The organism is Porticoccus sp., assembly GCA_023261185.1.
Taxonomy (GTDB): Bacteria; Pseudomonadota; Gammaproteobacteria; order Pseudomonadales; family Porticoccaceae; genus Porticoccus; species Porticoccus litoralis.
In genome coordinates, this window is the sequence record JALRJN010000019.1 from 1 (window position 1) to 25,076 (window position 25,076).

27 protein-coding genes are annotated in these 25,076 nt (G+C 53.7%); 14 read left to right on the top strand and 13 right to left on the bottom strand.

All coding sequences use genetic code 11. From position 1 onward, the window contains the following. Nucleotides 1-196: 196 nt before the first annotated feature. Together ACYZYZ_RS01760 and ACYZYZ_RS01765 are read right to left on the bottom strand one after the other, a co-directional pair. Complete coding sequence (locus tag ACYZYZ_RS01760) at nt 197-652, bottom strand: L,D-transpeptidase Cds6 family protein (protein ID WP_461483026.1); 456 nt, start codon at nt 650-652, stop codon at nt 197-199. Beyond that, the gene (locus ACYZYZ_RS01765) at nt 618-1,028 is read right to left on the bottom strand and encodes an ExbD/TolR family protein (protein WP_461483027.1); all 411 of its coding nucleotides are present in this window, start codon (nt 1,026-1,028) and stop codon (nt 618-620) included. Before ACYZYZ_RS01765 ends, ACYZYZ_RS01760 begins: the two co-directional genes overlap by 35 nt. Before the next feature lie 101 nt (nt 1,029-1,129). On the opposite strand from ACYZYZ_RS01765, the gene mutM reads away from it, so the two are divergent. Then, entirely contained in the window at nt 1,130-1,945 is an 816-nt protein-coding gene (mutM, locus tag ACYZYZ_RS01770; RefSeq protein ID WP_305170266.1) for a bifunctional DNA-formamidopyrimidine glycosylase/DNA-(apurinic or apyrimidinic site) lyase, read from the top strand. Here the strand turns inward: mutM and coaD are convergent, their stop codons facing one another. Next, a complete protein-coding gene (gene coaD, locus ACYZYZ_RS01775; protein WP_305170265.1) occupies nt 1,946-2,428 on the bottom strand; it encodes a pantetheine-phosphate adenylyltransferase in 483 nt (160 codons plus the stop codon). Nucleotides 2,429-2,469: 41 nt separating this feature from the next. Continuing rightward, a complete protein-coding gene (rsmD, locus tag ACYZYZ_RS01780; protein WP_305170264.1) occupies nt 2,470-3,084 on the bottom strand; it encodes a 16S rRNA (guanine(966)-N(2))-methyltransferase RsmD in 615 nt (204 codons plus the stop codon). Nucleotides 3,085-3,143: 59 nt separating this feature from the next. Between rsmD and ftsY the strand changes: the two genes are divergently transcribed. From ftsY to trmB, 6 genes are all read left to right on the top strand, one after another. Then, nucleotides 3,144-4,241, top strand: a complete 1,098-nt coding sequence (ftsY, locus tag ACYZYZ_RS01785; protein WP_305170263.1) for a signal recognition particle-docking protein FtsY — start codon at nt 3,144-3,146, stop codon at nt 4,239-4,241. A 15-nt stretch (nt 4,242-4,256) separates the two neighbouring features. After that, a complete protein-coding gene (gene ftsE / locus ACYZYZ_RS01790) occupies nt 4,257-4,937 on the top strand; it encodes a cell division ATP-binding protein FtsE (protein WP_461483028.1) in 681 nt (226 codons plus the stop codon). Further along, nucleotides 4,924-5,961, top strand: coding sequence for a permease-like cell division protein FtsX (gene ftsX, locus ACYZYZ_RS01795; protein WP_305170261.1), 1,038 nt, complete (start codon nt 4,924-4,926; stop codon nt 5,959-5,961). The genes ftsE and ftsX overlap by 14 nt, the downstream gene beginning before the upstream one ends. A gap of 101 nt (nt 5,962-6,062) precedes the next feature. Continuing rightward, the gene (gene rpoH, locus ACYZYZ_RS01800; RefSeq protein ID WP_305170260.1) at nt 6,063-6,917 is read left to right on the top strand and encodes an RNA polymerase sigma factor RpoH; all 855 of its coding nucleotides are present in this window, start codon (nt 6,063-6,065) and stop codon (nt 6,915-6,917) included. A gap of 70 nt (nt 6,918-6,987) precedes the next feature. Next, nucleotides 6,988-7,377: a DUF423 domain-containing protein gene (locus ACYZYZ_RS01805; RefSeq protein WP_305170259.1), complete on the top strand. Its 390-nt coding sequence runs from the start codon at nt 6,988-6,990 to the stop codon at nt 7,375-7,377. An 8-nt stretch (nt 7,378-7,385) separates the two neighbouring features. Then, nucleotides 7,386-8,084 (top strand): tRNA (guanosine(46)-N7)-methyltransferase TrmB, encoded by a 699-nt coding sequence (gene trmB / locus ACYZYZ_RS01810; RefSeq protein ID WP_461483051.1) that lies wholly within the window; start codon nt 7,386-7,388, stop codon nt 8,082-8,084. A 127-nt stretch (nt 8,085-8,211) separates the two neighbouring features. Here trmB and ACYZYZ_RS01815 read toward each other — a convergent pair whose 3' ends face one another. Beyond that, nucleotides 8,212-9,045 (bottom strand): universal stress protein, encoded by an 834-nt coding sequence (locus ACYZYZ_RS01815; protein WP_461483029.1) that lies wholly within the window; start codon nt 9,043-9,045, stop codon nt 8,212-8,214. Nucleotides 9,046-9,160: 115 nt separating this feature from the next. Between ACYZYZ_RS01815 and elbB the strand changes: the two genes are divergently transcribed. The 3 genes from elbB to ACYZYZ_RS01830 are packed head-to-tail and all read left to right on the top strand — an operon-like array spanning nt 9,161 to nt 11,120. Next, nucleotides 9,161-9,817: an isoprenoid biosynthesis glyoxalase ElbB gene (gene elbB, locus ACYZYZ_RS01820; RefSeq protein WP_305170257.1), complete on the top strand. Its 657-nt coding sequence runs from the start codon at nt 9,161-9,163 to the stop codon at nt 9,815-9,817. Next, nucleotides 9,817-10,329 (top strand): TIGR02444 family protein, encoded by a 513-nt coding sequence (locus ACYZYZ_RS01825; protein ID WP_461483030.1) that lies wholly within the window; start codon nt 9,817-9,819, stop codon nt 10,327-10,329. The genes elbB and ACYZYZ_RS01825 overlap by 1 nt, the downstream gene beginning before the upstream one ends. A 47-nt stretch (nt 10,330-10,376) precedes the next feature. Then, the gene (locus ACYZYZ_RS01830) at nt 10,377-11,120 is read left to right on the top strand and encodes an FKBP-type peptidyl-prolyl cis-trans isomerase N-terminal domain-containing protein (RefSeq protein WP_461483031.1); all 744 of its coding nucleotides are present in this window, start codon (nt 10,377-10,379) and stop codon (nt 11,118-11,120) included. 89 nt (nt 11,121-11,209) lie between these two features. On the opposite strand, the gene rsd is transcribed toward ACYZYZ_RS01830, so the two are convergent. The 6 genes from rsd to gshA all read right to left on the bottom strand — a co-directional run bounded on the left by rsd (nt 11,210) and on the right by gshA (nt 15,502). Then, nucleotides 11,210-11,680 (bottom strand): sigma D regulator, encoded by a 471-nt coding sequence (gene rsd, locus ACYZYZ_RS01835; protein WP_305170254.1) that lies wholly within the window; start codon nt 11,678-11,680, stop codon nt 11,210-11,212. 94 nt (nt 11,681-11,774) lie between these two features. Then, nucleotides 11,775-12,479: an LrgB family protein gene (locus ACYZYZ_RS01840; protein WP_461483032.1), complete on the bottom strand. Its 705-nt coding sequence runs from the start codon at nt 12,477-12,479 to the stop codon at nt 11,775-11,777. Then, the gene (locus ACYZYZ_RS01845) at nt 12,476-12,832 is read right to left on the bottom strand and encodes a CidA/LrgA family protein (RefSeq protein ID WP_461483033.1); all 357 of its coding nucleotides are present in this window, start codon (nt 12,830-12,832) and stop codon (nt 12,476-12,478) included. The genes ACYZYZ_RS01840 and ACYZYZ_RS01845 overlap by 4 nt, the downstream gene beginning before the upstream one ends. 2 nt (nt 12,833-12,834) lie before the next feature. After that, nucleotides 12,835-13,311 (bottom strand): disulfide bond formation protein B, encoded by a 477-nt coding sequence (locus tag ACYZYZ_RS01850; protein ID WP_461483034.1) that lies wholly within the window; start codon nt 13,309-13,311, stop codon nt 12,835-12,837. A 14-nt stretch (nt 13,312-13,325) separates the two neighbouring features. Further along, entirely contained in the window at nt 13,326-13,919 is a 594-nt protein-coding gene (locus tag ACYZYZ_RS01855; protein WP_461483035.1) for an acyl carrier protein phosphodiesterase, read from the bottom strand. Continuing rightward, nucleotides 13,916-15,502 (bottom strand): glutamate--cysteine ligase, encoded by a 1,587-nt coding sequence (gene gshA, locus ACYZYZ_RS01860; RefSeq protein ID WP_461483036.1) that lies wholly within the window; start codon nt 15,500-15,502, stop codon nt 13,916-13,918. Before gshA ends, ACYZYZ_RS01855 begins: the two co-directional genes overlap by 4 nt. 351 nt (nt 15,503-15,853) lie before the next feature. Here gshA and ACYZYZ_RS01865 point away from each other — a divergent pair, with 351 nt between their 5' ends. After that, the gene (locus ACYZYZ_RS01865; protein WP_461483037.1) at nt 15,854-17,209 is read left to right on the top strand and encodes a UDP-glucose dehydrogenase family protein; all 1,356 of its coding nucleotides are present in this window, start codon (nt 15,854-15,856) and stop codon (nt 17,207-17,209) included. On the opposite strand, the gene ACYZYZ_RS01870 is transcribed toward ACYZYZ_RS01865, so the two are convergent. Continuing rightward, on the bottom strand, nt 17,206-18,015 hold the full coding sequence (locus tag ACYZYZ_RS01870) for a UDP-2,3-diacylglucosamine diphosphatase (protein WP_461483038.1): 810 nt from the start codon (nt 18,013-18,015) through the stop codon (nt 17,206-17,208). The genes ACYZYZ_RS01865 and ACYZYZ_RS01870 overlap by 4 nt on opposite strands. 184 nt (nt 18,016-18,199) lie before the next feature. On the opposite strand from ACYZYZ_RS01870, the gene ACYZYZ_RS01875 reads away from it, so the two are divergent. Genes ACYZYZ_RS01875 through ACYZYZ_RS01885 form a run of 3 tightly spaced genes read left to right on the top strand, consistent with a single transcriptional unit; the run spans nt 18,200 to nt 22,965 of the window. Further along, nucleotides 18,200-19,363, top strand: a complete 1,164-nt coding sequence (locus ACYZYZ_RS01875; protein WP_461483039.1) for an efflux RND transporter periplasmic adaptor subunit — start codon at nt 18,200-18,202, stop codon at nt 19,361-19,363. Continuing rightward, complete coding sequence (locus tag ACYZYZ_RS01880; RefSeq protein ID WP_461483040.1) at nt 19,360-22,485, top strand: efflux RND transporter permease subunit; 3,126 nt, start codon at nt 19,360-19,362, stop codon at nt 22,483-22,485. Before ACYZYZ_RS01875 ends, ACYZYZ_RS01880 begins: the two co-directional genes overlap by 4 nt. Before the next feature lie 9 nt (nt 22,486-22,494). Then, nucleotides 22,495-22,965 carry a DUF2721 domain-containing protein gene (locus ACYZYZ_RS01885; protein ID WP_461483041.1) on the top strand — a complete coding sequence of 157 codons (471 nt, stop codon included), beginning with the start codon at nt 22,495-22,497 and terminating at the stop codon, nt 22,963-22,965. Between the two features lie 72 nt (nt 22,966-23,037). Here the strand turns inward: ACYZYZ_RS01885 and ACYZYZ_RS01890 are convergent, their stop codons facing one another. After that, entirely contained in the window at nt 23,038-25,005 is a 1,968-nt protein-coding gene (locus tag ACYZYZ_RS01890; protein ID WP_461483042.1) for a sigma-54-dependent Fis family transcriptional regulator, read from the bottom strand. Nucleotides 25,006-25,076: the final 71 nt, after the last annotated feature.

Genomic DNA, 25,076 nt, shown 5'->3' on the forward strand with positions numbered 1-25,076 from the left:
ATGTCGCCCATGTTGGTCGCCAATCGCACCCGAGGACCAACCGCATCATTGGCTTGCGCCGCTTGGCTGAACAGCAGGCCGATTAACAGCATGACGGCACCGAGGCTCATCAGGGCCCACCGGCGCGTCTGGCCGGCGTTATGGACGGTTGTTGCCGTCACAGCGCCTGTCTTAGGGCGTGTGGTGATGTGCTTGTTCATGCGTTTCCTTCGTAAAAAATCTTCCATTCGCCTTGCTCGAGTCGCCAGTACTGGCGCTTGCGCGCCACGCGTGCGCGGGGTTTGAGTTGCTCGGCAAAGTTAACGACGACGACCTCGTCTTTTTGATCGGCCCACTTGACCATGGATAGGTCTGAAATTCTGATGGTGCTGACAGCCTCGCCCTTGATCGTAGGCCACCAGTGCGCCAGCTTTTTGCCTTTACGGAAAAAATCATCGCTGTAGGTGTCTCGCAGCTTGGCCAAGTCGCCGCCACGGCGATTGGCGAGCCATTCATCGAATCGCCCGCGGAATGCGGCACCCAAATCGGGGAGGGCGTCGCGCTTGACCCAATTAAGTTCGGGGCTTTTTTGTGGCGGAGTAAAAGACGGTGAATGATTATGAGCCGCAGAAGACCGGTTAAGGCATCGTGGTGAGAGCGATGTCGTTGACACCGGCTTCCCGAGCCTGATCTGAAATAATGACAAACGAGGCTGTCCTGGCCTTGGGATGAGCTTCAATCACCACCTGCAAGCGGGGATTTTCCGCGTGCGCCCGTTCTACGTTGGCTCGTACCGAGCGAATATCGATACGCCGTCCCTCCAGCCAGATGCTATTGTCTTCGGCGATCTGAAAGGTTTGCGTGGCAAGCTTCAACTCTTTCGGTGGTGGCTGATCAGTGTGTGCTGTCTGTTGCAAGCCGATGCCTGTTTCACGCACAAAGGTGGCTGTGACGACGAAGAAAATCAATAGAATAAAAACAACGTCCAGCATCGGCGTCATATCGATTTCCGCCGGTTCATCGGTAATTTTTCGACGTCCCAATGCCATGGCTACAAGCTACCTGTAAAGTACAAACGGGGTGCCCTCGGGTGAAGGGTGCATTAGTATGCCAGAGTTTTTTTTGCGCTACCTGATGGCGGGAGTAATCTATGCCGGAACTGCCGGAAGTTGTCGTAACCCTGCGCGGGGTTAGTCCTCATATACTGGGAAAGCAGGTTGCCTCGGTTAGCGTCCGGGAGCCCCGGTTGCGATGGCCGGTCACGGAGGGGTTGTCCTCATTGCTGGTCGGACAGACCTTGCTGGAAGGTCGCCAGCGCGGTAAATACATGTTGTTCCGCTTTGCCAGTGGGCACTTGATGATCCATTTGGGTATGTCCGGTAATTTGCGCATCGTTACAGCCGGCACGCCGGTGGGAAAGCACGATCACGTGGATATCAATTTTGTTGATGGTACCGTGTTGCGCTACAGCGACCCACGCCGTTTTGGCACGATTCAGTGGTTGGAGGGTCTCCCTGAAGAGCACCCGCTGTTACATCACCTCGGACCGGAGCCTTTTGACGACGCCTTTTGCGGTGACCATCTCTACCGGCTCTCGCGGGGAAGAAAAGTGCCCGTCAAACAGTTCATTATGGACAGTAAGATTGTTGTGGGTGTGGGCAATATATACGCCAACGAGTCCCTTTTTCATGCGGGCATACGCCCCACATTGGGTGCCGGCAAAGTTTCAAGGGTGCGTTATGTGGAACTGGTCGAGCAGGTCAAACGAGTGCTGGCCAGTGCCATAGAGCAGGGTGGGACAACCCTTCGTGATTTTGTCGGGGGTGATGGCAAGCCCGGTTATTTCAAGCAGGAGCTCTACGTTTATGGGCGCGCCGGTGAATCCTGTCTGAAGTGCGGTACTTTGTTGAAAGAAATTCGCCAGGGTCAGCGTTCTACGGTGTATTGCCCTGACTGTCAGCGTTAATCAGGATCTACCAAACTTGCGGTGCAGTGCTTCCCTGACCGTAGGGTGGACAAACGCATCGATATCGCCGCCCAGTGACGCAATTTCCTTGACCAACGACGAAGACAGGTAGGAAAGCTTTTCCGACGGCGTGAGAAAGATACTTTCAATATTCGGTTCCAGGGCGCGGTTCATATTGGCCAGCTGAAACTCGTATTCAAAATCGGATACCGCTCTCAGTCCCCTCAGGATAGCGTCCCCTCGACAATCCTTGACGAAGTTAACCAGTAGATAGTCAAAGCCGAGAACTTCCACGTTGTCCAGGTGTGACAAAGCCTGTTTTGCGAGATCAATACGCTCTTCCAGATCAAAGGTCGGACCTTTGCGCTCACTGCTGGCAATGGCAACAATAACATGGTGAAACAACTTGCTGGCACGCTCAACCAAATCGATATGGCCATTGGTAATGGGGTCAAAGGTGCCTGGGTAAATAATTGTTTTCACAGTGGTTCTTCGCTCTGAATGGGGCGGGCATGGTAAACGTTTTAATCAATATTCTCAAATAAGCGGTATAGTCGATAATTCACGTGTCCGGCGGTTTTTTCTTTTAGCAGAGCTAGTGTCGCCGGTATGGCAGGCGGTGATTGCTGGCGATCGGTTTCCATATACAGGTAGGCCCCTTTGGCCAGAAAGTCCTGTTTGAAAAGCAGCTTCAGGCAGGGCTCCAGCAGGTCGGCATCAAATGGCGGGTCCAGAAAGATAATATCGTAAGGCGTTTCCGGTCGTGCGCTTTCCAGCCAGCCGATGGCATCTGTTGCCAGTATATCGGCCCCTTCCGCCTGCAATAACTGGCAGTTGTCCCGCAATGCGGAAACGGCCACCGGGTGTTTTTCAATCATGGTGACACTGGCCGCGCCACGGGATAGGGCCTCCAAGCCGAGGGCGCCCGAGCCAGCAAATAGATCCAGGCAGTGGGCGCTGGCAATCACAGGAGCTAGCCAGTTGAACAGGGTTTCGCGTATGCGGTCACCCGTAGGGCGCAAACCGGCCACTTCATTAAAACGGAGTTTGCGCCCGCGCCACTGGCCACCGATAATACGCAGCTGACCTGCAGCCCTGCGTCCGGAGGGTGATGATGTTGAACGTTGGTGGTGTTTCAAAATCGGGCTGGCTCCTTATAGTGCTAGCATACACCGCCGCATGACCACTGAGAAAACTGATGTCGGATTCTGAATCAAACAACCACGAAAACAACCTTTCGGGCCAGGAAAAGCTTTCCTTCCTGCAGCGTATTCGCGGGCAAAAGCCCGGTGTTTCCGGGAGTGCACCAGCGGCAACCCAGCTGGAGCCAGTTTCCGAGACACCTGTGCCGTCTGAGAACGCTGAGATTTCAGCCATGACAAAGACCCGTTTGCGGGATCGTTTTCGCCAGGCATTGTCCAAAACCAGCCGTAGCCTCGGCAATCTGTTTCTCGGGGACCGTGAGATTGATGATGAGCTGCTGGAAGAGCTTGAAACCCTGCTATTGATGGCGGATGTGGGCATTGAAACCACGGTCGAGATCATTCGTGACCTGTCCGAGCGGGTGCAGCGCCGCGAGCTGTCCCACAGCCGAGCGCTGGTGGCTGCATTGCAGAACGCCATGGTGGAAAAGCTGAAGGCTTGTGAACAGCCGCTGGTGCTGGATACACAAAAACGTCCCTACGTGATTCTGGTGGTGGGGGTTAATGGTGTTGGTAAAACCACTACCATTGGCAAGTTGGCCCGCCGTTTCCAGTCACAGGGCAAGTCTGTGATGCTGGCGGCGGGAGATACCTTCCGCGCAGCTGCCGTTGAACAGCTTCAGGCATGGGGTGAGCGTAACCGGGTACCGGTGATTGCCCAGCATACCGGCGCCGACAGTGCCTCGGTTATTTTTGATGGCATTCAGGCGGCACAGTCGCGCAATGTGGATATTCTGATTGCAGACACGGCCGGGCGCTTGCACACCAAAAGCAATCTGATGGATGAGTTAAAAAAAGTTAAGCGAGTCATGGCCAAACTGGACGATTCCGCTCCCCACGAAGTGCTGCTGGTGCTGGATGCCGGGACCGGGCAGAATGCCATGAACCAGATGCAGCAATTTCAGGACGCGGTGGATGTCAGCGGTGTGGCGTTGACGAAGCTGGATGGCACGGCCAAGGGTGGCATTATTTTCTCTCTTTGCAAGCGCTTTGGCGTGCCGATACGTTTTGTGGGGCTCGGTGAAGGTATTGATGACCTGCAGCCTTTCGATGCCCAGGAATATGTTCAGGCACTGCTGAGCAGAAGCGATTGAGGTAGCACTCCCTGTATGATCCACTTTGACAAGGTCAGCAAGCGTTACCCCACAGGCCAGGAAGCGCTCAGTGGTCTCAGTCTGCACATGGATGCCGGGGAAATGGCATTTCTTACCGGCCATTCAGGTGCTGGTAAAAGTACCCTGCTGAAGCTGATCATGTTGATGGAGCGTCCTACCCAGGGTCAGCTGCTGATCAATGGTAAAAACCTTGGCAGGCTTCACCGCAGCCAGATTCCCTACTACCGTCGACGGGTAGGTGTTGTTTTTCAAAACCACCAACTGCTGTTCGATCGCAATGTCTTTGATAACGTTGCCTTACCCCTGCAGGTATCCGGTTACCAGCCCCGTGAAGTCGGGCGGCGGGTGCGTGCTGCATTGGACAAAGTCGGCCTGCTGAACAAGGAAAAACATAACCCGATAGCTCTGTCTGGTGGAGAACAGCAGCGGGTGGGAATCGCTCGAGCGGTGGTGCATAAGCCACGCATACTGCTGGCCGATGAGCCGACGGGAAACCTGGACCCGGAGCTATCAGCGGAAATTATGACGCTGTTCAGACAATTTGGTGAGCTGGGCGTCACGGTGCTGGTCGCTACACATGATGTGGATCTGATCACCCGTATGAATCGACGCCAGCTGCATCTTCAGCAGGGCAAACTGGTGAGTGACGAGGCAATTGCAGATGTCAGCCGGTAACCGCCTGTTGCGCCGGAAGCCAACGGCTGGCAAAAATCCGTCGCGTGAGCCCAGGGTTGATGTCCGCCGCGGGGCCAGCGATGGCATTGCCCGCTGGACAGACAAACTGAAAAGCTACGTCGATCACCACCGAGGGTTGTTTCTGAGTACTGGGCGGCGACTGCTGGCCGAGCCGGTCCAGACACTGATGACATCTCTGGTGGTTGCGATTGCACTGGGTTTGCCTGCAGCACTTTATGTGGGTGTGGCCAACCTCCAGCAGCTAGCAGGGCGCGTTGACAGTACCGCGCAGATGACGGTGTTTCTGAAGAAAACTGCATCCGCGGAAGAGGTGGCGGGTCTGCAGAAGATATTGCGAGAGGATACCGATATCCAGAGTGTCAGCTATATCTCCAGCGAGCAGGCGTTGGAGGAGTTTCAGGCGCTCTCGGGTTTTGGCGGTGTTTTGGAACTGCTGGATGAAAACCCGCTGCCGGGGGTGTTGCTGGTGCAGCCAGCAACGCGTTTTCGCGCCGACCTGGTCGGCAGTGAAGCTCTGGTTGCTCGCATCGCCGAGCTTGCGGCGGTAGATGATGTGCGGCTGGATATGAAGTGGATGCAGCGCTTGCAGGGGATCCTGGAAATTGGTCAGCGGCTGGTGCTGTCATTGGGCCTGGTGTTATCCCTGGGGGTATTGCTGATTATCGGCAACACCATCCGTCTGGCGATTGAAAACCGCCGTGATGAAATTGTGGTTGTGAAGCTGGTGGGCGGAACTGACAGTTACGTACGCCGGCCGTTTCTCTACACGGGCATCTGGTATGGCCAGCTGGGTGGTCTGCTCGCCTGGGTGCTGGTCATGTTAGCGCTGATATGGATTGATGGCCCGGTGGAGAGGTTGGCAACGCTTTACCAGACATCGTTTTCTCTGGCGGGGTTGGGGTTCAGTGGATTATTGGCGTTGTTGGGATCCGGAATTCTGCTCGGGTTGCTAGGGGCCTGGCTGGCGGTAGCGCGACATCTCGTGAGTATTGAACCAAAATAGGGTTTATTGATCTGAATCAGGTGCTTATCGCAACTTTTTGCGGGTATGAAAATCTAACTACAAGCTGCTAAACTACTGCACCCTTATTTGTCGAGGCCGTTATGAAGAAAGCGTTACAGACAGTTGAATGGATGGCACCCGGTGCCAATCTCTCTGCATATATGCAGGGTGTGAATGCCATTGCCGTGTTGTCTGCCGATGAAGAGCGCTCTCTGGCAGAAGATCTTTACTATCGCGAAGATCTTGATGCTGCACGTCGGCTGGTGATGTCACACCTGCGTTTTGTGGTTCATATTGCCCGTTCCTACAACGGTTATGGTCTGCCTTTGGGCGATCTGATCCAGGAAGGCAACGTCGGTTTGATGAAAGCCGTAAAACGTTTTAACCCGGAAAAAGGTGTGCGGCTGGTATCCTTTGCCGTTCACTGGATCAAAGCTGAAATTCACGAATACGTGCTGCGTAACTGGCGTATCGTTAAAGTGGCCACCACCAAGGCCCAGCGCAAACTGTTCTTCAACCTCCGTACGGCCAAAAAGAAGCTTGCTTGGCTGACCCAGGATGAGGCAAAGGCCATCGCCGAGGATCTTGGCGTGGAAGTTGCCCAGGTTTATGAAATGGAGCAAAGGTTATCGGCCCGTGATGCCGCCTTTGATGCGCCGGAAGACAGTGATGACGACAGCAGCTATCAGGCGCCGGCACTCTATCTGGAAGACAAGTCAGCCGATCCAGCATTGCAGCTGGAGCGGGCCGATAGCGAGCAGGACAGCTGCCTGCGCATGAGCGAGGCATTGGAAGAGCTTGATGAGAGAAGCCGCGATATTATCAACAGCCGGTGGCTGACAGATAACAAGGCGACACTTCATGATCTGGCTGATCGCTATGGTGTTTCTGCCGAAAGAATTCGTCAGCTGGAGCAGAATGCCATGAAAAAAGTACGGGCGATCATGGAAGCCTGATTCCAACAGAAAAAGCCTCGTTTAAAAGCCGCGGTCTCCGCGGCTTTTTTAATGAAAACCAAGGAATACCATGAAAACAATTGCGATATTTACCGGCCTGTCAGGTTTTCTGGCTGTGGCATTGGGGGCCTTTGGTGCACACGGCCTGCGCGGCAGCGTTGATGTCTCTTTGCTGGATGTTTGGCACACGGCGGTGCAATACCAGATGTTTCACGTGTTTGCCCTGCTGACTATCGTGGTTGCTTCAGCGGGAGATCCGCTGCCACTAATGAAGTGGGCGGCTCGTCTATTTCTACTGGGCACCGTGATCTTCTCGGGGAGTTTGTATGTGCTGGTCTTGACCGGTATCAGGGCACTGGGAATGGTGACCCCAATTGGCGGGGTGTTGTTGTTGGCAGGTTGGCTCGTTCTGTCCTTTGCCTTGGTGCAATGGGTCGCACGACGCGAGAAAGGAGTCTAGCGTTGGAAATCAAACCGGAGTACAAGAAAAAATCCATTCGTAGTTACGTGGTGCGGGCGGGTCGTATGACCGATAGTCAGCGAGCTGCCTTTGAGAAGTACTGGCCCGTCTATGGATTAAGTCTCAAGGACGGCCCGGTCAATCTTGATCAGGTATTTGCTCGTGTGGCTCCACGTGTGCTGGAAATCGGGTTTGGCATGGGGGACTCGCTGCTACAAATGTTGCAGCAGGAAACAGATAAGGATTTCGTGGGTATTGAAGTCCACCCGCCAGGGGTGGGTCGCCTGATCAATAATGCCGGGAAGCACGAGCTAAGTAATTTACGGGTATACCTCGCAGATGCCATAGATGTGATGGACGACTGTATACCCGTTGAAAGTTTTGACCGAGTTCAGATTTATTTTCCCGATCCATGGCACAAGAAAAAGCACAACAAGCGCCGACTGATTCAGGCTGATTTTGTTGCCAAATTACGAACACATATCAAGCCGGGGGGTATTCTGCACCTGGCGACAGACTGGGAACCCTATGCCGAGCATATGCTGGAGGTGATGGAGGCAGTCAGTGGCTTTGTGAATGAAGCGGGAGTCGGCCAGTATTCACCGCGTCCGGATTATCGCCCGGTGACAAAGTTTGAAAAACGTGGTGCCCGCCTGGGGCACGGCGTCTGGGATCTGCTCTATCGTAAGGAAAGCTCAGGAGATTAACAGCCGGATAAAAACTGTTTTCGAAGACGATGATGAAAGGCCACATTGAAAAAAAGCTGAGTTTATCTCTGATAACCGAGCTTGAAGTGTTCAATGGTTTCCTCGCAGATAGCTTTTCAACAAGAGTCTAGGTAACTACCAGTAAATCACCGTTATAGTGTTCCATAAGGCGTTCCACCTTGCAGCCCACCAAAGTGTTGTAGAGGCTTTTTTCACGACTTGTCCCCATGACCAAAACAGCGGCCTCCAGTTGTAGGGCCCGTTGGTAGATCACCGTACAGGGACGCCCAATTTGCAGGTGAACCCGCGACGGGTCTAGGGCAAAGCGCTGGGCAATAGCTGATTGCTCAGCGGTCAGTTCCGACAGGTAGTCAAAGCCAAGATGGGTGGCAATTGACTCTTTCTCATCCAGGGCACAGACCAAGCTCAACTCGCGGTGCAGATCTTCGGCCAGATTGCTGGCGGTGGCGAGTACGTTGTGATTCAGCCCGTCGTGGAGTTCATCGCGACTGCGCGGATCAATGGCCGCAAGAATAGGGCCGTCAGGCACCCTAACTTCACTGGAAGCCAGATACAGGGGACAAGGGGAGGATTCCAGCCATCGTGGCAGATCCTCCTGGTAAGATCGATCGAGAAACATCATGCAGACATCTGGATGCTGGGCCCTCTGGCAAGCAGCTTTCAGAAAGTCTTCATTCCAGGCGGCTTCGTAATTTACATCCGCGGCTAATCCGAGTTTTGCCACCTGATGCCTGAGGCGTTGCTCCAGTTCGCTACGTGCCTCGTATTTGGCATCCTGGCGAGAGTTGAAGTGCAGCATTTCCTTCCTGTCGAGATAGCAACAGGCAAATGCGGTAAGGCTGGCACCATTTTCCATCGCCAAAGCAGCAGCCCGTTCCAGGGCCGGCTGATCAGGGGCAGTGGTATTGATCGCAATGAGATAGGACAGGCAATTAACCAAGCGTTGCTACTCCCGGAGAACCGTAGGATTTTAAACAGCTGCTCCATATAATCTGGGCTCTATTCTAACGATAGACTATTTTTGTTCAGTATCAGGCAAATTCGGGAGGGTCCTTATGGCCAAGCGTGTTGCAGTTGTTCTTTCTGGTTGTGGCGTTTACGACGGCTCGGAAATCTATGAGGCGGTAATTACCTTGCTGCGGCTGGATCAGGCTGGAGCCGTGGTGCAATGTTTTGCTCCGGATATGCAGCAGCTCCATGTCATCAACCATGCTACTGGTGAAGTGATGGAAGGCGAGGAGCGTAACGTATTGATAGAGGCAGCCCGCCTTGCCAGAGGTAACATTCAGAACCTGTCAGACGCCGATGCGGCCGAATTTGATGCCGTGATACTTCCCGGCGGTTTTGGCGCCGCCAAAAACCTCTCTGATTTTGCCGTGAACGGCCCTGATCTGACGGTGATCCCCTCTCTGGTTGCTTTTGTGCAGGCCATGCGTGAGGCAAACAAGCCGGTGGGTTTGATGTGTATCGCCCCCGCCATGACCGGCGTTCTGTTTGGTGATGGCGCAACGTGCACCATTGGCAATGACTCGGGGGTTGCACGGGCTGTTGAAGCGACGGGCGCTATTCACAAAAATTGTGGTGTAGATGAGGTCTGTATCGATGAGGCCAACAAGCTGGTAACGACGCCCGCCTATATGTTGGCGGAAAATATTGGAGAAGCCGCCATCGGTATCAACAAGCTCGTGGATGCAGTGTTGGCAATGACCTGATGGCGGCCCCAAAGAGACCGGACAATCCCTTCTGGGAATTTTCACTGGCGCATTACAGTCGCAGGGAGGTGGCAGAGGCATGCCTCCATTTGCAGGACGCCTATGGCGTCAATATCAACCTGCTGCTCTTTTGCTGCTGGACCGGTTCCAGAGGTGAAAAGCTGAACACAACGCAGATACACAATGCACAACGCGTCATCGCGGAGTGGGATAAGCAGGTTGTACAGCGACTACGACAGTTGCGGCGTTATCTGAAAGATTCTGCCTTCTCAGCTGGCCAGATAGAAAAGAGCGTACGGGAGTTGGAGCTGAGCGCAGAGCGGGTGGTACAGGATATGCTGGCCGATTGGTGGCTGGGTGAACCCAGCGCTAATGCTCTGACCTGTGATCAGGAGATACTCGGAGTACAGAAGGCCAACCTTGAGCTTTTCCTGTCCCAGGCGGGTGCGCCGTCCCTTGTAAACCAGTCGCCACTGCTGTGGCCTTTAAACCGGCCACATTTCTCAGCATAAATTGCGGTAAGATGCTGGCTGAACAAGCAATTGATAAAGGATGAATTATGAAAATCAAACTGGTGTTGCTGGCCTTGACAGCGTCACTGACGTTGACGGCTTGCCAGGACGATGCCGACTCTGGCCAGGTGGACTCATCGGTTGCGCTGGATAACCAGGCACAGAAACTGAGCTATCTGATTGGTATGGACACGGGCGGCAGGTTTTCTGCACAGCCAGAGATTGAACTGGATCGTGAAGCTTTTCTCGCCGGCTTTGATGATGCCCTGGCAGGTAGCGATCCGCGCCTCAGTCAGGAGGAGTTGACGACGGTAGTTCAGGAATTTCAGCAACAACAGCAGGCCAAGCAGGAGCAAGCCACGGCTGAGCGTCAGGAAGCTATGCGACTGGCCGCGGAAAACAATGCTGCAGAGGGCAAGGCATTTCTTGAGGAAAACTCAGGAAAAGAAGGTGTAGTAACCACCGAGACGGGTCTGCAGTACAAAGTATTGCAGGTGGGTGCCGGCGCCATGCCCGACGCCGCCAGTACGGTTGAGGTCAAATACCGCGGCCGGCTGATTGATGGTACCGAGTTTGATGCCTCGGAAAATCACGGTGGCAGCGTTGAACTTCGTCTCGATCAGGTGATTCCCGGTTGGACAGAAGCTCTGCAGAAAATGCAGGAAGGGGCGGTCTGGGAGTTGTATATTCCGGCAGATCTGGCCTATGGACCAAGCGGTACTTCCGGTCTGGTCGGCCCCAACGCCACCCTGATTTTTGAAGTTGAGCTAATCAACGTGGTCGCTGAATAACAAGAACAAGAGTAGTCGCAATGCAATAAAAAAGGCCCTTTGGGCCTTTTTTTATTGGGTTCAATGGGTTGTCCTGTCTGGAGCGGGACTCAGGGGGCCAGCTTATCCTGATGTGATGTGTGCAGAACTTCGATCATCATATCTTCTGCCTCCATGCGGGCGCTCAGCGACTCCCCAAGTGAAGAGAGGTCGACTCCCAGTGAGGACAGATCATCAGTTTCCAGATATTTATCGTTGAAGTCTAGAATCCGCTCTGTGGTCGCATCGATAGTTTTCAGAAGCTGATTAGCGGTGTGCAGTGCATCGCCGTCCCGGAAGTCTTTACCCTCCCGCACCAACTGGTCGTAAATCTCAAAATGTCCGGCGGACGTATAGTCCACAAGAATTTCACAAAAGGCTTTTACCTTGTGGCGGTGAGAGAGGTCATCACTATTGAAGGTACGGATATCTCCGAGGCTACAGAAGCGCACCAGCATATCCTGGCGCTCCTGAAGCCATTGATCAATTAAATGGCTGACGCCACCCCAACGTTCCTGTGCCGACTTGCAGTTTTCAAGCATAAACAGCTGCTTTTGTTGTTATTGGTCGACCAAGCATAGGGAAACGGGGGGTGGCTGGCAAGGCCCGAAAAAAGGGCTCAGTTCTGTACGCAGCTTAAAACCACCAGAGAATAAGCCAGGGCAGGATCAATGCTGTCAGCGCGCCGGTCATTCCCAGCCCGAGGCTGGAAAATGCGCCACAGCGGGAGCTGATCTCGAAGGCGCGGGTGGTGCCCACGCCGTGGGCGCAGATGCCGGTGACAAAGCCGATGATGCGGTCATCCCGGATACCCAGTTTGCTGAACAGCAGTGGGCCGAGAATGGCACCAATGACACCGGTGAAAACCACCACCCCCGCCGTCAAACCCTGAAGGCCGCCAACCTTTTCTGCGATGCCCAGTGCGATGGGGGTGGTAACAGATTTGGGTGCCAGAGAGACCAGTGTTTCACTATTGCCCCCCAGCAGCCACGCAATGCCCAGCGCACTGATAACCGCAAAGCTGGCCCCAAACAGCAGGGTGGTCAGTAGGGGGCGCGCCAAGCGGCGAATATGGTGAAATTGTTGGTGCAGGGGAATAGCCAGAGCCACCGTTGCGGTGCCCAGCAGATAAAAAAACGGACTGTTGGCCTGCCGATAGTGTGAATAGCTGACCCCGGTCAATAACAGTACACCTGTCACCAGTAGTGGTCCGACTACCAGGGGATGCAACAGTGCCTGTATGGCCGGGCGGGCATGAGAGGCGCGATACAGGGTAAACGCTATGAAGAATGCCGCGCCTGTCAGAGCAAACAGGGTCAACGTAGTGAGCACGGAGGTCATTGGCTGTCTCCGTCAGGATCAGGCATCAGCCGGTGCATGAGGTAGCCTGACGCAGCCATGGTTAAAAGCGTGCCCAGAAACATGGCGCCAATGATCGGCAGCCATTGATCGGTCGTGATGTCCGGTAAAAAAAACAGCCCGGTACAGGCGGGTAGAAACATCAACGATAGCCAGCGGATCATGAAATGCCCCGTTTCACCCAGCCATTCCGGGGTCTCTGTGCCGGTGAGTTGCAGTGTCGCAAATAGCAGCACCATTCCAATTACCGGTCCGGGTATGGGCATATCGCTCAGGTAAACAACGGCCTCGCCGATGCCCTGAAAACAAACCAGCGTGGCAAGGCCGCGCAACATGTTCACGGCTTGCGAACAACCTGCCAGAGGCCCAGGGCAGCCAGTCCAAGGAAGCAGATCATGGTCCAGCCTGGAATACTGAGGCTCAGGAAGGTCCACTGAACTTCAGCACAATTGCCGTCGCCACGCAGCAGCATGCTCAATGCCTGGTTGAAACTGAATACATCGAACAGGTACTCGGCGGGTGGCCCGCAGGCCGGCACCTGATCTTCGGGCAGGCTTTGCAACCACAGTTGCTTGCCGGAAAAAAAGCTGCCCCCCAGAGCACTGAGTGCGGTGAGTATTCCGTAAAGTCGGATTTTGCTGTTGTGGAGAAAAGCCAGCAGTGCAATACCCCCGGTGAGCATTACAAAAACCCGCTGGGTAATGCACAGATAGCAGGGCGTCAGTTCCATGACATGCTGCATATACAGGGCAACAAGTATCAGCGACAGGCAAGCGACAAACATCAGCAGAAAAACTTGTCGGGTAGAGGGCATAGTGAATTTCCTTGTCAAAGTTGGTTCGATTCTAGACGTTGCTTTACCGAAAACTCAATCAGGCGGGGAAACAGCTGATGGAACTCCTGCTCTAGCAGGGGGTATTGCTGTTCAAGTAATGGGAAGGCTTCATGAAGAGGCACCGGGTTCCTGAATCGTTGTCCAATGCGTTCCAGCATGGTTTCCAGTTCTGCAAACCGGGCATAATTCTGCAACCAGTTCACCCTGGGGGCGACCTCGCAAAAGCGTTTTGCGCCCGCAGGCAGAATGTTCTGATAGTTGGTCAGTGTGCGATAAAAGTCCTGGCAAAAGTCATCCAGCTCCCGGTTATGGTACTGCGACCAATTGGCAGCCAGCAGGTGGTCGTAGCAAATATCCAGCAGGATACCGGCGAATCTGCGATAGGGTGGTAAGAAGCGCTCGATAGCGTTTTGAACTTCAGGTTGCTTGTCAGTAAATACATCAATTTGACGATGCAGCTGAATACCGGATTCGATGTTACTGGGGAGCTCGCCTTTCAATGGTCCCTTGATGAAATCACCCAGCAGACCGCCCACCATGCATTGCGGGTTTTCACCTGACAGGTACAGGTGGGCAAGATAGTTCATAGTTGAAAGTCGTATTGCCGATAATAGTTGGCAAGGAACTCGTCAAATGTTTGCGTATCGCTGGCTTCAATATCGCGCTGCTTTTGTAGGGACGCTTCAGCCTCATCTTTAAACTGCTGTTCAATGTCTTTGGGCAGTGGTGTATCCAGAAAATGCTGGCGATGCCGGATGGCATGGTTCATGGCCACTCGAAAATAGGTCTGTCCTGTTTCTGCCATCTCGGCTAGCAGTTGTGCTGATGGTGTCAGCGACGGGTCATCCAGTCGGGCTTCAAGGCGGCTAAGGGTGAGACTGTATTCGGAATTCTGATGATGTTTGTCCATCAGTTCAGCCACCGGTCTCATCTCATCAAATAGCGCTTTTGCCCACTCCCCCAGAGATCGTAGCTGGCTGCCATCCTGCAGCTTGACGTCAGGGTTGCGGCCCTCGTAGACCGTACGCCGCTGGTTATCCAGAATGTTGCGGTATTCCTGGTCATCCGTGGCCGGGCTGGTTGAAAGCAGGCAGGTGAGAAGAAAGATATCCAGGAAGTCGATCTGTTGACGATCAATGCCCAATGGGAGGTAAGGATTCAGGTCAATGCAGCGCACCTCAATATATTCCACACCCCGCTCCCACAGAGCCCAGAGAGGCACCTCCCCGGATCGAGTCGTTCGTTTGGGGCGTATGGTGCTGTAGAACTCATTCTCAATCTGCAGCAGGTGGGTGCTGAGCTGGTAGTAGGAGCCATCAGCATCCTTCAGACCAACGGCTTCATACTCGGGATAGGGCTGCAGCAGAGCCTTTCGCAAGGTGGAAACATAGTTGCGTAGGTCGTTGTAACACACCACCAGCTGTTCCTGAGCTTTGCTCTGGTAGCCCAGGTCGCCCATGCGCAGTGAAGTGGCGAAGGGTTTGTGAAGGCTGTGATCATCCTTGCCGAAGGGCTCCAGTTGATGCTCGCGACCGCGGACAAAGCTGCGACACACACCTGGGGATGCGCCAAACAGGTAGAGCAACAACCAGAAGCGGCGACGGAAATTACGAATCAACGAAAAATAGTTGTCGGTTTTAAAGTCCTGTAGGCACTGCTCTGGACGTTCATGTTTACGCAGCAGTTCCCACAGCGCGTAGGGCGCTGAAAAATTGTAGTGAATGCCGGCAATGGTCTGCATCAACCGGCCATAGCGATGACCGAGGCCGACCCGGTAAATGGTTTTCATCTGACCGATATTGGAGCTGCCGTATTGGCCCACGGGAATGTCGCTGTCACCGCTTAGCTGGCAGGGCATACTGTTGGCCCATAACAGCTCGTCGCCAATCTGGCGGTAGGTGAAGCGATGGATATTCTCCAGTGTCTTCAACACCTGATCGGCATCGCTTGACGGTGGCGTGATAAATTCCAGCAGCGCTTCCGAATAGTCGGTGGTGATTTGGGGGTGAGTAAGTGCAGACCCCAGTGAGGCACTGTGGGGCGATTTGGCCAGCGTTCCCTCAGGGGTCACCCGCAAGCTTTCTTTTTCGATACCGCGAACAACACCGGACAACAGCTTTGAGTGAGGGTCGGAAGAGAGCAAATCCAGTCGGCTTTTGAGCAGGGGCAACGGGAGTTCCTTGTGTTGATTCGGTCAGTTGACCGTATGTAAATGGTCTGTCGAACGGTTACCAATTTGATGCCGCTTGATCGCTTCGACCTCTATAGGGACTGATAAATTCCCAATGCTGACAACCACTGTGTACTGGTCTCACCCTGCATAAAAGCAGGCCATTTTTTGGTACTGATTTTTGGAGCGAAGCCTGTCGAGTGGCGGTGTGCTGCAAGGTCTGACGCTAAGTGTAACTGAAATTGGGCGATGAGCAGAGCTACCTTGGTTGACTTAAAAGCGTCATCTATCTGACATGGCCATGTCATGCCACGGTCACATCATCAAGAAAATTCTTTAGGGAATACACGGATGAAAGTGACGGTTTTTGGCGGTGGGTACGTGGGACTGGTGACCAGTGCTTGCCTGGCCCACGTTGGGCACCATGTGGTTTGTGTGGATCAGAACGAGACTCGGGTAGCCTTGTTGCAACGGGGTATCTGTCCGATTTTTGAGCCGGGTTTGGAAGACTATCTGTTGGAAGGCCAGCAGGAACAGCTGCTTGAATTTACCTGTGATGCTCAGCTCGCTGTGGCACATGGTGATCTCATCTTTATTGCCGTGGGCACGCCCACCGATGAGGATGGCACGGCAGACACTCGACATGTGTTGTCTGTGGCGAAAACCATCGGTGACTACCTGGCAAAACCCTCCGTGGTGGTGACCAAATCTACGGTGCCTGTGGGTACGGCGGATCGTGTCTCTGAGGTCGTACAGCAACAGTTACGACAGCGTGGGGCCGATATCTCTTTTGAGGTTGCGTCGAACCCTGAATTCTTGAAAGAAGGGGCCGCACTTGCCGATTTTATGAAGCCGGATCGCATTATTCTAGGTACCAGCTCAGGGCGGGTAGAGGCGTTGATGCGCGAGTTGTACGCGCCTTTTAACCGCAACCACGAGCGCTTGCTGGTGATGGATGTGCGGTCTGCGGAACTGACCAAGTACGCTGCCAATGCCATGCTCGCGACAAAAATCAGTTTTATCAATGAAATTGCCAACCTGGCGGAACACCTCGGTGCTGATATCGAAAAAGTGCGCCAGGGCATAGGTTCTGATCCCCGCATTGGCTACCACTTTATCTATCCCGGTTGCGGTTATGGGGGCTCCTGTTTCCCCAAGGATGTGCAGGCCCTGCAGGCGACCGCTCACAAAGTGGGGTATGAGGCCCATCTGTTATCAGCGGTGCAGCAGGTCAATGCCCACCAGAAGCAACGGCTGTTTGATAAGGTACACAGTTACTTTGATGGCCATCTGGCTGGCAAGGTGATTGCCTTGTGGGGATTGGCCTTCAAACCACGCACTGATGATATGCGTGAGGCCCCGAGTCGGGTATTAATGGAAGCCCTGTGGCAGGGGGGTGCTGCGGTACAGGCGTACGACCCTCAGGCCATGGAAGAGTGTCAGCGCATTTATGGTGACCGCAAGGACCTTGTGTTGATGGGTACGAAGGAGGCGGCGGTTAAGGGTGCTGATGCGCTGGTAATCTGTACTGAATGGAAACATTTCTGGGCACCGGACTTTGCTCAGCTCGCCGACAAAATGAATCAGAAAGTCATCGTTGACGGTCGAAACCTCTATGACCCGAAAAAAATGTCGGCGCTGGGATTTGACTACCTGGCGGTCGGCCGTGGTGCCGAGGCGGGTATGTTAGAGGAGTGTGAAAATTAAGGGGATAACCTTGGCAGGGCATAGGGAGCCGTGATGGTTTCATCGTTGGCCGCCAGGTCAGATTTGATGCTTTGTTGCAGATCCGCCCAGTGGACCAGTTCCAGCTTGCCGTTGCTGTGTTCCACCAATGCGGTACAGCTTTCTACCCAATCACCGTCGTTACAGTAAAGCACATCGTTGATATTGCGAATTTCCGGCTGGTGAATGTGGCCGCAGACAATGCCATCCACCTGCTGACGGCGGGCTTCCTGGGCAGCGGCTTCTTCAAAGGCTGTGATGGCTTCGCGGGCATTTTTGACGCGGTTTTTCACGTAATAGGCCAGTGACCAGTAAGGCAGGCCGAACCAACGGCGAATACAGTTGCCCCACCGGTTCATGCGCAACAGCAAGCTGTAGCTGGCATCGCCCACCAGCCGCCGGAAAGGGCTGCACAGCACTGCATGATCGAGTTCATCGCCGTGCATCATTAGCAGACGTTTTCCTTCGGCAGTGGTGTGTACATAGTTCGCGCAAACTTCTATGTTGAGAATGGAATTACCGATGACTTCGCGGACTAATCCATCGTGGTTACCGGGTACGTATACAATGCGTGTACCGTTGTTGGCGAGTGCAATAATTTTTCGCAGCACCTCGTGGTGACTTTTTGGCCAGAGGAAAGAGCTTTTCATGGCCCACAGGGCGACGATATCATCGACCAGGTAAAGGGTGTTGGCTTGGGTATTGTTCAGGAAATACAGCAGATAATCCGCTTTGCAGTCCCGGTACCCCAAGTGAATGTCGGATAGCCAGATGGTGTTGTAACGCATAATATTTCCCTCATTTGCCACAAGCCTAAATAAGGCAGATGACTGCGCGGTTGCAGTAAAAAGAAACTTTCATGACAAAACCGTGCCCAATATCTGGCCTGTTATCGCAGGCTTTTCTCACCAATTGCTGCGCCCTATGGCAACCATTTTTGCCATAATGGATTCTCTAAATAAGGAACGCTCTGTGCCCAAAGCTGTAATCAAAAATTGGATTATCCCCCTGTCCATTCTTCTGGTGGCGATTATCGTGGTGACGCTGTTGGCGGCGGCCAAACCGGTGCCACAACCGCAAATGCCAGGTACAGAGCAGGCGCCAAAGATCCCCGTACAAGTGGCAGACCCCCAGTCTAGGCAGATAATGGTCTATGCGCAGGGGACTGTTCAGCCCAAGACAGAAATTACCCTGACCGCAGAAGTCAGCGGCCAGGTGGTGACAGTGTCTGAGAACTTTGTCGATGGTGGCTTCTTCGAACAGGGGGAGCCATTGCTGCAGTTGGATGATCGCGACTACCGCATCGCTGTCACCCAGGCCAGGTCGCGGGTGGCGGAGGCAGAGAAAACACTGGCTATGGAAAGTGGTCAGGCGCGTCAGGCAAAGCGTGAGTGGCGTGACCTGGGCAACACGGAAGGTAATGCCCTGTTTTTGAGGGAGCCCCAGCTAAAAGCGGCAAAGGCGGCGTTGGCTGCGGCGGAGGCCGATTTGCAACAGGCGCTGATCAACCTGGAGCGCACCAGTATTCGCGCACCATTTGCTGGCCGGGTGCGGCAGACAGAAGTCGATCTCGGTCAATACGTGAGTGCCGGTACGCAAGTAGCCGCTATTTTTGATATTGGCACTGCGGAAATCAGGTTGCCGCTGACGGCGGATCAGACAGCCCTGTTACAGCTGCCTCTGCAACCCAACCAGCAGGTGCGATTGCCTGTCACACTGAGTGCGTGGGTTGGCGGGGAGCAGGCTACCTGGCAGGGTTGGTTACTGCGAACAGAGGCCAGTATTGATACCCGAAGCCGCGTACTGTACGGCATTGTTGAGGTTTCAGAGCCACTGGCTCACCAGCCGCCCATGGTGACGGGCCTGTTTGTGCAGGCCGAGATTGCCGGAAAAACTTTCCAGAATGTGTTGTCGGTGCCCCGTTCAGCGCTGTATGAAAAAAACCGTCTGCTGGTGCTGGATGATCAACAGCAATTACAGATCGTCACGGTTCAGGTGTTGCAGTTCTCCGGTGAGCAGGCATTGGTCACCGGTATCGAGCAGGGTAAGAAAGTACTGTTGGAGCGCCCGGGATATGTGATTGAAGGCATGTCCATTGAGCCCGTCATCAGTTCGGATGTGGCGTCAGACCAATGAGTGCTTCCGGTAAAGGGTTGATCGCCTGGTGGGTCAACAATCCGATAGCTGCCAATCTTCTGATGTGGATGATCCTGGTGGGCGGGTTTACCAGTCTTCCGGGGCTCGACAAGGAAATGTTCCCGAAAATTCCCAGAGACGTTGTGCAGGTCGAAGTGCCATATCCCGGTGCCGGCCCCCGGGAGGTTGAAGAGCAGATCTGTATTCGGGTGGAGGAAGAAGTTCACGACCTGGATGGTATTGAGGAGATTCGTTCCTTTGCCTATCAGGGTGGAGGCCGGATAGAAATTGAAGTGGCCGACGGCTACAGCACCCAGAAGCTGCTCAATGATGTGAAATCACGCGTGGATACCATTAACACGTTCCCGGCTGATGCCGAAAGGCCGCAAATCAAGGAAGTGCTGGCCCGTACACAAATTCTCAGCCTAGCCGTTGCCGGTCCGCTAAATGAGGGCGATCTTAAGCGCCTGGCTGAAACTATTCGCGATGAGGTGGTGAACCTGTCGGGGGTGACTCTAGCGGAAATTGGTGGAACCCGTGCGGAAGAAGTTTCCGTCGAGATATCGGAAGATGCATTGCGACGCTACCAGTTGCGTTTTGAGGATGTGGTGGCGGCCATCCGTCGATCTTCCATCAACCTGCCAGCCGGGGAAATCCGCGAAGTGGCGGGTGATATTGTTTTGCAAACCCGCGGACAGGCCTACCACCGCGCAGATTTTGAGCGCATTGTGGTGTTGCCTGATGCGGATGGCACGGAAATCACGCTCGGTGACATTGCCCATATCAATGATGGTTTTGCCGAGCAGGATCTGGTGTCAATGTTTAACGGCAAGCCAGCGGTCTTTATCAATCTCTTCAATACGCGCAATCCGGATGTGGTCACCACTTCCGAGGCAGTTCAGCAATACATCGATAGAAAAATACCCACGTTACAGCCTGGTGTTGAGTTGGTTGTCTGGCGCAACCTTTCCGTTTACCTGAATAGCCGTATCGATCTGTTGTTAAAAAATGCCCTGGGCGGCTTGCTGTTGGTGTTTGGGTTGCTGGTGCTGTTCCTGCGACCGGCGCTAGCTTTCTGGGTCGCTGCGGGTATTGGCATTGCCTATGTGGGCACACTCTGGGTCATGCCCTATTTGGGTATCAGTGTGAACGTAGTTTCACTGTTCGCATTTCTGCTGATTCTGGGCATCGTGGTGGACGATGCCATTGTTGTGGGTGAAAGTGTTTACGCACATTATGAACGGGGCCTGAAAGGTGTGGAGAGTGCCATCCTCGGGGCGCATTCCGTATCAAAGCCAGTGACATTCGCCGTGTTAACCACCATGGTGGTATTTGTTCCCATGCTTTTGCTGCCTGGTGATTCCACCAAGCTGATGCAGGAAATGCCTAAAGTGGCTTTGATTGCACTGGCTTTTTCCCTGCTGGAGTCGTTCCTGATTCTCCCTGCACATTTGTGTCACCTGAAGCCGGAAAAGCCACCCCGTTGGCTAGTAACCCGATGGTTGCGCAATGCTCGTCAGCACACCTCAGGGGGGCTAAAAAATTTCGCTGAAAATACCTATCGACCCCTTCTGGCGAGAGCTCTGGCACATAGCGCGACCACCATTTCCCTGTTTCTCGCGGTGTTAATTGTGGTTCTCGGCGTGTTTTTCACCGGATGGCTACGGGTCGCGTTTTTCCCGGTGGTGGAAGGTGAGTACTTGCGGGCTACTGTCGAGCTGCAGGAGGGAGTGGGTTTCCAACGCACGCTGGATATCATGGAGCAGATCGAGCAGGGCGTTGATGGATTAAAGCAGGAACCCCTGATGATGGCGGAAGATGGCGGTTCGGTGCTGGTAAACCATTTTTCCGAGAGCAAGGAAAACGTCGTTTCAGTGGTGCTTGAGCTGGCCAGCAATGAGACGCGTTCGGTGTCATCGCGAGCAGTTGCCGAGTTGTGGCGCAAACATATTGGACCGGTGGAAAACGTCGAAGAGTATGAAGTCGAGTACACCTTGATGGGGCGGCCAAAGGACATCAATCTGCTGTTAAAGGGGCGCGACATGGACGATTTACGCGCTGCAACCGCTGAAGTTGAGGCGGCATTGGGCAGTTATCCCGGCGTTTTCAATACCTCAAGCTCCCTGCGTACAGCCAGGCAGGAAATTGAAATCAGTCTGCAGGATGGGGCTGATACCCTGGGTGTCGGGCTGAGCGATGTGGCAGGACAATTGCGCAATGCCTTCTACGGCGCTGAAGCACAACGAATTCCCCGTGAAAAAGAAGATGTCAAAGTGATGGTGCGTTACCCGGAGCAGGAGCGCGCTAGTGTTTCTTCGCTCGATCAGTTGCGCATTCGTACGGATGACGGGCGAGAAATCCCCTTCAATGCTGTTGCTGAAGCGACCTTCGTGCCGGGTTATACCGAGATCAAGCGCCGCGATCGCATGCGGATGGTGGAGATCGAAGCAGAATTGACGAGGGGGGCTGCCTCGGCCAATGAGGTGGTCGGGGCATTGCTGCAACAACGCTGGCCGGCGCTGGAAGAAAAGTATCCGGGGTTAACGCTGGAGATTGCCGGTGCCCAGAAAGATCAACAGGAATTTGAAACTGGGTTCCTGCAGATGATGTTGCTTGCCCTGTTAGCCATTTATGCTTTTCTCGCGGTGGAGTTTCGCTCCTACTGGCAACCCGTCATGATTCTCAGCGCAGTACCCTTTGGTATTGCCGGCGCTATTCTCGGCCACATATTATTTGGCAAGGAAATCAGCATGCCTTCCATGATGGGCGTGTTGGCGGCAGCAGGTGTGGTAGTGAATGACAACCTGGTACTGATCGACCGCATTAACCAGCTCAGAAAGGAGGGGTGGCAGGCTCTGGATGCTGTCATGCAGGGTGCCAGAGATCGCTTCAGGCCCATTGTGCTGACGTCGTTGACGACTTTTTTTGGTTTGATGCCAATATTGTTTGAACGAAGTGCGCAGGCTCAGTTTCTGATACCGATGGTGATTTCCCTGGCATTTGGTGTATTGGTGGCCACGTTTGTGACACTGCTGCTGGTGCCGGCCATTTACATCTGTGGGGAGCGTTTGCAGGAAAAAATGCAGCGCGTTGGAGTGTTGGGTACTGAAAATGAAAATTAGGGGGTGGTGTTGAGTATCAATCCGATCATAACGGCCACAGATCTGGCGCTGATTATTCAGTTGGCGGTTGCACCAGTGTTCCTGCTGGCAGGGATCGCCGGCTTTTTAAATGTCATGTCAGGAAGGCTGGGTCGAATCGTCGATCGTGCAAGAGTGGTGGGTTTGCGGGAGCTGCGCCTCACAGATCTGGAGCAAAAAGACATTTGTCAGCGGGAACTGCGCATTCTCTGGCGGCGGTCGAAAATCACCAACTGGGCCATCGGCCTGTGTACGGCTGCCGCACTACTTGTGTGTACCTTAATCGTCAGCTTGTTTGTTGGTGGTTTCTGGAAGCTGCATATCGGAGGCCTGATAATTGGCTTTTTCGTGTTGGCATTGGTGTTCCTGATTGTGGCGTTGATGCTGTTTCTGAAGGAAGTACAGCTGGCTACAAGAACCCTGCGTATTGCTCGGGAATTTTCCGTGGATGAAGTCAGCTAACTGTTTTTGAAGCATCGCCAAATAAAAAGGCCGACAATTGTCGGCCTTTTTTGTGCGACTTTAAGTCGCTGGTTATGGGCGCTCAATACCATATTTTTTCAGCTTGATGTAAAGCGTACTTTTGGCGATGTTGAGCTGTTTCGCAACCTGTGTCAGATTGCCGCCCTGTTCCCTGATGGCACGAATGATGACCTCTTTTTCGGCCAGATCGAGGGGGTTGGCATCGTCGTCTTCCAAGGTAGAGGAATGGGCTGCCAGAAAGTCTTTGGGCAGGTCATCTGGCGTGAGCTCTTCACTGTCAGACAGGAAAAAAGCCGCCGTAATAAGGTTGCCCAGCTCACGAATATTGCCGGGCCAGTTGTGGCGTTCCAAGAGTTCCAAAACTTTTTTGCTTAGCCTTTTCTGGTCGCCGGAGTGTTGCTCCAGCAGGTGAGCAAAAATATTTTGTGCCAGGAGAGAGACATCGCCCTTGCGTTCGCGCAGAGGCGGTACCGTCAGCGTCATAGACGAGATTCGGTAGTACAGATCCATGCGGAAACGGCCTTCTGCAACTTCCTGCGCCAGATCACGGTTGGTGGCGGCAATCAGGCGAAAGTTTACTTTGCGTGGGCGGGCTTCACCGACACGGCAGATTTCCGACTCTTGCAGGACCCTCAGGAACATGGGTTGAAGGTCCAGGGGCATTTCGCCGATTTCATCCAGGAACAGGGTGCCACCGTTGGCAGCCTCTATCTTGCCGATCATGCCGCCACGTCGAGCGCCGGTAAAAGCTCCTTCAACATGGCCGAATAATTCGCCGGCCAAAAGGTCACGCGATAAGCCGCCACAGTTAAGAGCCACAAACTCGCCTGTCTGCGAGGGACCTTCTTCATGCATGGATCTGGCAAAGAGTTCTTTGCCCACACCGGTTTCACCCTGTAATAGAACCGGGATCGGTGCTTTGGCAATACGTTTTGCCTGTTGTACCGCTTTGAGGAAGGGAGCGCTTTGACCGACCAGGCGGAAAAACCCAGTAGATCGGGACGGTGGTGGGACATTTGTCACTGGGTTCGTAGCTCTCTGTGACTGACGAGCGGGGAGTGGAATAATCGCAAGATAGCCAATCTGCTCACCTTGATGAATGACCGGTTGGACCCAGTTGGAGTCGATTTGGTTCAGGGCGCGTTCAGACTCGGGAGTAAACACGCCTTCATTGTTCAATGTCAGTATGGGGTTGTATGGCGTCAGGTTAATCTTAATACCTCTGGCCGCCAATACTTTATCTGCCATGGTGTTGGCGCGAACCAGCTTACCATCCATGTCAAAGACTAAGACACCATCATTGCCGGAGTTAGTAAAGTGATCAATGGTGGAGCCTAGCAGTAAATCACGTTGGGCCATTTTTAATTGAGCAAACTGGCCTTCAATTCTGCGCGCACCGGATATGGCCAATGCCAGACAGTAATCATGCAGGGTGTTTTTCAGACCCGAGATATTGAGTGCGCCTAACAGGCGTTTTTCAAAGGGGTCGCGAATCACTGCTGCAGAACAGGTCCAGCGACTGATATTTTCACAGAAATGTTCAAAAGCGTGAACCTGAACAGGTGCCCCAATATTTAGAGCGGTGCCGATGGCGTTGGTGCCTGCTGCTTGTTCATTCCAGTTCGCGCCAGGAATAAGACTGAAGTTATTTGCCAGCTCCAGGGTGGCGGGGTCGCCCTCATAATCGAGGATCATGCCCGAGGGTGTGACCAGGTGCATGATTGTACCGGATTCGGCAAGCAGCTCTTTGGCTTCGCGCATGATAATTTCAGACGCTGATATGAGCTCTTTATGTTGCCGACGAATACCCATGAGTTCGTCACTGCTTAACTCCAGGCTGTGCTTGGCAACCAGCGGGTCAACCTGGCTCGATACACAGCGCTGCCAGGAGGCTTCGATAACAGAACGCACGGTGTTGTCGGGCAGGTTTCCGTCAGTCAGCAGTTTTTCTCGGGCTGACGCTACGCGCGTCGGATGCGATACGGCAGCCGACCCTTTAAGGGAGGATTCGTAACTCATGGCACTCTCACTCGCCGACTTTTTATAGTTATTACACTGAAATTATAGAGTAGGACTGCGTATCTTCGTCT